This is a genomic window from Pseudomonas sp. (genome assembly GCF_050739995.1).
In the GTDB taxonomy this organism is placed as follows: domain Bacteria; phylum Pseudomonadota; class Gammaproteobacteria; order Pseudomonadales; family Pseudomonadaceae; genus Aquipseudomonas.
Genome location: NZ_JBOICG010000398.1, coordinates 1 through 3613, shown reverse-complemented (window position 1 = coordinate 3613; position 3613 = coordinate 1). Strand labels below are relative to the sequence as shown.

Below are 3613 nucleotides of genomic sequence, written 5' to 3'. Positions count from 1 at the left end.
CGTCTACATCGCAGGCAAGCCAGCTCCCACATTAGATCGGTGCCACCTTCACTTAAGTGTTACACCGGGGGTCAGGGTTGCTGGCACCACCAAGGTCGGAGTTTCCAGCGACGCCACCGGATACGCGCAGTAATCCGCCGCGTAATACGCACTGGCGCGATGGTTGCCCGAAGCCCCTACCCCACCGAACGGCGCAGTACTGGCAGCGCCGGTCAGTTGCTTGTTCCAGTTGACGATACCGGCTCGGCTTTCCAGCCAGAACTGCTGGTAACGCGCTTCAGAGTCCGACAGCAAGCCAGCGGCCAAACCGTATTGCGTGTTGTTGGCCTCGGCAATCGCCCCGGCGAAATCAGCGTAGCGGATCACCTGCAACAGCGGGCCAAACAGTTCCTCATCTTCGCGCTCGGTCACACCCGTCACGTCGATGATGCCCGGCGTCAGCAACGCAGCCTGATCCTGCGGCTGAGTCATCTCCAACAGTGCCACAGCCCCCTTGGCCAACATCAGTTCCTGAGCGTCCATCAACGCTTTGGCGGCGCCAAGGGAAATCACCGAGCCCATGAACGGTGCCGGTTGCTGGTCGAACGCCCCGACTTCAATTGTCGAAGTGACCGCCACCAGCCGCGCCAGCAACGCATCGCCCCACGCACCTTCCGGCACCAGCAAGCGGCGCGCACAGGTGCAACGTTGGCCAGCCGAGATAAACGCCGACTGGATGATGGTGTAGACCGCTGCATCCACGTCAGCCACTTCATCCACCACCAGTGGGTTATTGCCGCCCATTTCCAAGGCCAGGATCTTGTCCGGGCGCCCCGAAAATTGCTGGTGCAGGTGGTTGCCGGTGCGGCTGGAGCCGGTGAAAAACAAGCCGTCGATACCTGGATTGGCCGCCAGCGCGATACCGGTTTCCCGTGCGCCTTGCAGCAGGTTCAACACGCCAGCCGGCAAACCGGCTTCGATCCAGCACTGTACGGTCAGCTCGGCGACTTTAGGGGTCAGCTCGCTGGGTTTGAACAACACGGTATTACCCGCCAGCAACGCCGGCACGATGTGTCCGTTGGGCAAGTGCCCAGGGAAGTTGTAAGGGCCGAACACCGCGACCACACCGTGGGGCTTGTGGCGCAATACGGCGGTGGCGTCGCCCAAGGGGCCGCTCTTCTCACCGGTACGCTCGCGGTAGCTTTGCACCGAAATCGCGATCTTGTTGGCCATGCTGGTGACTTCGGTGGCCGACTCCCACAGCGGCTTGCCAGTTTCTTCGCCGATGCAGCGAGCGATTTCATCGGCACGGCTTTTAAGAGTGGCAGCGAAGGTTTCCAGCACGCTAATACGCTCTTCCAGCGGGCGCTTGGCCCAGGCCGGGAACGCCTGGCGAGCCGCCTGCACAGCGGACTCAACCTGCTCGGCAGTGGCACCATTATCGGCCCACAGCACCTGCTGGGTCACCGGGTTGCGCGATTCAAACCGTTCACCCTGGCCGGCCAGCCAGCTACCTGCGATATACAGCGAATTCATTATTTCGACTCCCGAGCAGCGGACAACGGAACGGCACGCACTTGATCACCCACCACCAGTTGCAGGCGCTTGGCGGTCTGTGGATCGACCACCAGCGTGCCTGCCGCCAGACGGGCTGGAGCAGCAGTAATGCGGCACTCCTCGCGCTTACGGTTATGGATCAGGAACGGCGTGGCGTCGTCCCCCGGCGTGCCAATGGCGAGTACCAGTGACTGGCTGTCGCGCACGGCACGGATCTTGGTGGTTTCACACTCTACCGCAGGGCCTGCGTCGAAAATGTCGACATAGCCCTGGTAGCTGAAACCTTCGCTCTTGAGCATGCTCAGCGCAGGTTCAGTATCCGGATGGACCTTACCGATCACATTGCGCGCGTCTTCAGACAGGAAGCAGCTGTACAGCGGAAACTTCGGCATCAGCTCGGCGATAAACGCCTTGTTGCCCACGCCAGTGAGGTAGTCGGCCTGGCTGAATTCCATCTTGAAGAAATGCCGGCCCAGGCTCTCCCAGAATGGCGAGCGCCCCGCTTCGTTGGACACACCGCGCATCTCGGCGATGATCTTGTTGCCGAACAACTGCGGGAACTCAGCGATAAACAGCAGGCGCGCCTTGGCCAGCATGCGACCGTTGAGGCCGGTGCGGTAATCGGCGTGCAGGAACAACGAGCACAGCTCGGAATTGCCGGTGAGGTCGTTGGCCAGGAACAGCGTCGGAATCTCGCGATAGATATTCAGCTCCTGGGAAGCGCTGACGGTCAGGCCCACCCGGAAGTTGTACCAAGGCTCACGCAGGCCGACAGCGCCAGCGATGGCGGAAATACCCACTACGCGGCCTTCGTCGTTTTCCAGCACGAACAGGTAATCGGCATCACCGCGCCCGGCGTCGCCGCGAAAGGTTTTTTCCGCCCAGCCAACCCGGTGGGTCAGGCGCTCTTCGTTGGCCGGCAAGGTGGTGAGGCCGGTGCCGGTACTGCGCGCCAGATCAATCAGGGCCGGTAAATCGCTGCTGCGTACGGGACGAACGATCATGCTATCTCCTCAGACGGGCCGCTGTTTGGCAGCCACCCGCGACACTCAATTCTTTAAACCGCGACCAGACGCACACTCGCGCCTTCGCCAACGCCCAGAGCCTCAGCCGCTGACAGGTCCAACGTCACCGGTTTTCCGGGCGCGTAGTCCAGCTCCAGCATCACCGCGCGGTAATCCTGCAACTGCCCGTTGCTCACCAGGTACTGGCGGCCGACACCCTTGACCATCTCACCGATCTTCACCGGCACCACACGGCTCTGGGCGATCGAACGAATGCCCGACACCCGTGCGTGCAGCGTCGGGCCGCCGTCGAAGATGTCGATGTAGTGGTCAGTCTCGAAGCCTTCGCGCATCAGGATGTCGAAGGTGATCTGCGCACGCGGGTGCACCTGGCCCATCGCCTCTTGAGCTTCGTCCGGCAACAGCGGCACGTAGATCGGGTAGTGCGGCATCAGCTCGGCGAGGAAGGTGCGGCTTTTCAGCCCACACAGGCGCTCGGCAGCGGCGTAGTTGAGGTCGAAGAAGTTGCGGCCGATGGCGTCCCAGAACGGCGAGTCACCGTGCTCGTCGCTGTAACCGACGATCTCGGTCACCACCGAGTCGGCAAAGCGCTCGGGATGGCTGGCGACGAACAGCAGGCGGCCACGGGAATTGAGTTCAGACCAGGGCGAACCGACCAACTCCGGCACCACATAGAAACTGGTGAGCAAGCTGTTGCCGGTGAGGTCGTGGCACTGGGAGAGCACGTGAATCTTGTTGTGGATCTTCAGCTCGCGGGAGGCGTGCACGAAGGTCTCGTTACGGAAGCTGTAGAACGGCTCCGAGTAACCGGCCGAGGCGACGATGGCCGAGCAGCCGGCGAGCTTGCCGGCCTCGGTGTCTTCGAGCACGAAGAAGTAGCTCTCTTCACCGTTGAAACTCACTTCGGCAGCGAAGGATGCTTCGCTGGCGGCGATCTTGTCGCTGAGGCGTTCAACATCATCCGGCAAGGAGGTGACACCAATCGGGCTGTCCGCAGCCAGACGCTGTACCTCGCCCAGATCAGCCATTTGCGCGGGGCGCATCACCAGCAT

The 3613-nt window shown here is 62.0% G+C and carries 3 protein-coding genes; all 3 read right to left on the bottom strand.

The genetic code is table 11. The annotated features are described in order from the left end of the window. Positions 1-48: 48 nt before the first annotated feature. Genes astD through aruF form a run of 3 tightly spaced genes read right to left on the bottom strand, consistent with a single transcriptional unit; the run spans position 49 to position 3613 of the window. Entirely contained in the window at positions 49-1518 is a 1470-nt protein-coding gene (gene astD / locus ACRESD_RS13175) for a succinylglutamate-semialdehyde dehydrogenase (RefSeq protein WP_431751299.1), read from the bottom strand. Further along, positions 1515-2540 carry an arginine N-succinyltransferase gene (gene astA / locus ACRESD_RS13170; RefSeq protein ID WP_177114079.1) on the bottom strand — a complete coding sequence of 342 codons (1026 nt, stop codon included), beginning with the start codon at positions 2538-2540 and terminating at the stop codon, positions 1515-1517. The genes astD and astA overlap by 4 nt, the downstream gene beginning before the upstream one ends. Positions 2541-2593: 53 nt before the next feature. Then, complete coding sequence (gene aruF, locus ACRESD_RS13165) at positions 2594-3613, bottom strand: arginine/ornithine succinyltransferase subunit alpha (protein WP_431751298.1); 1020 nt, start codon at positions 3611-3613, stop codon at positions 2594-2596.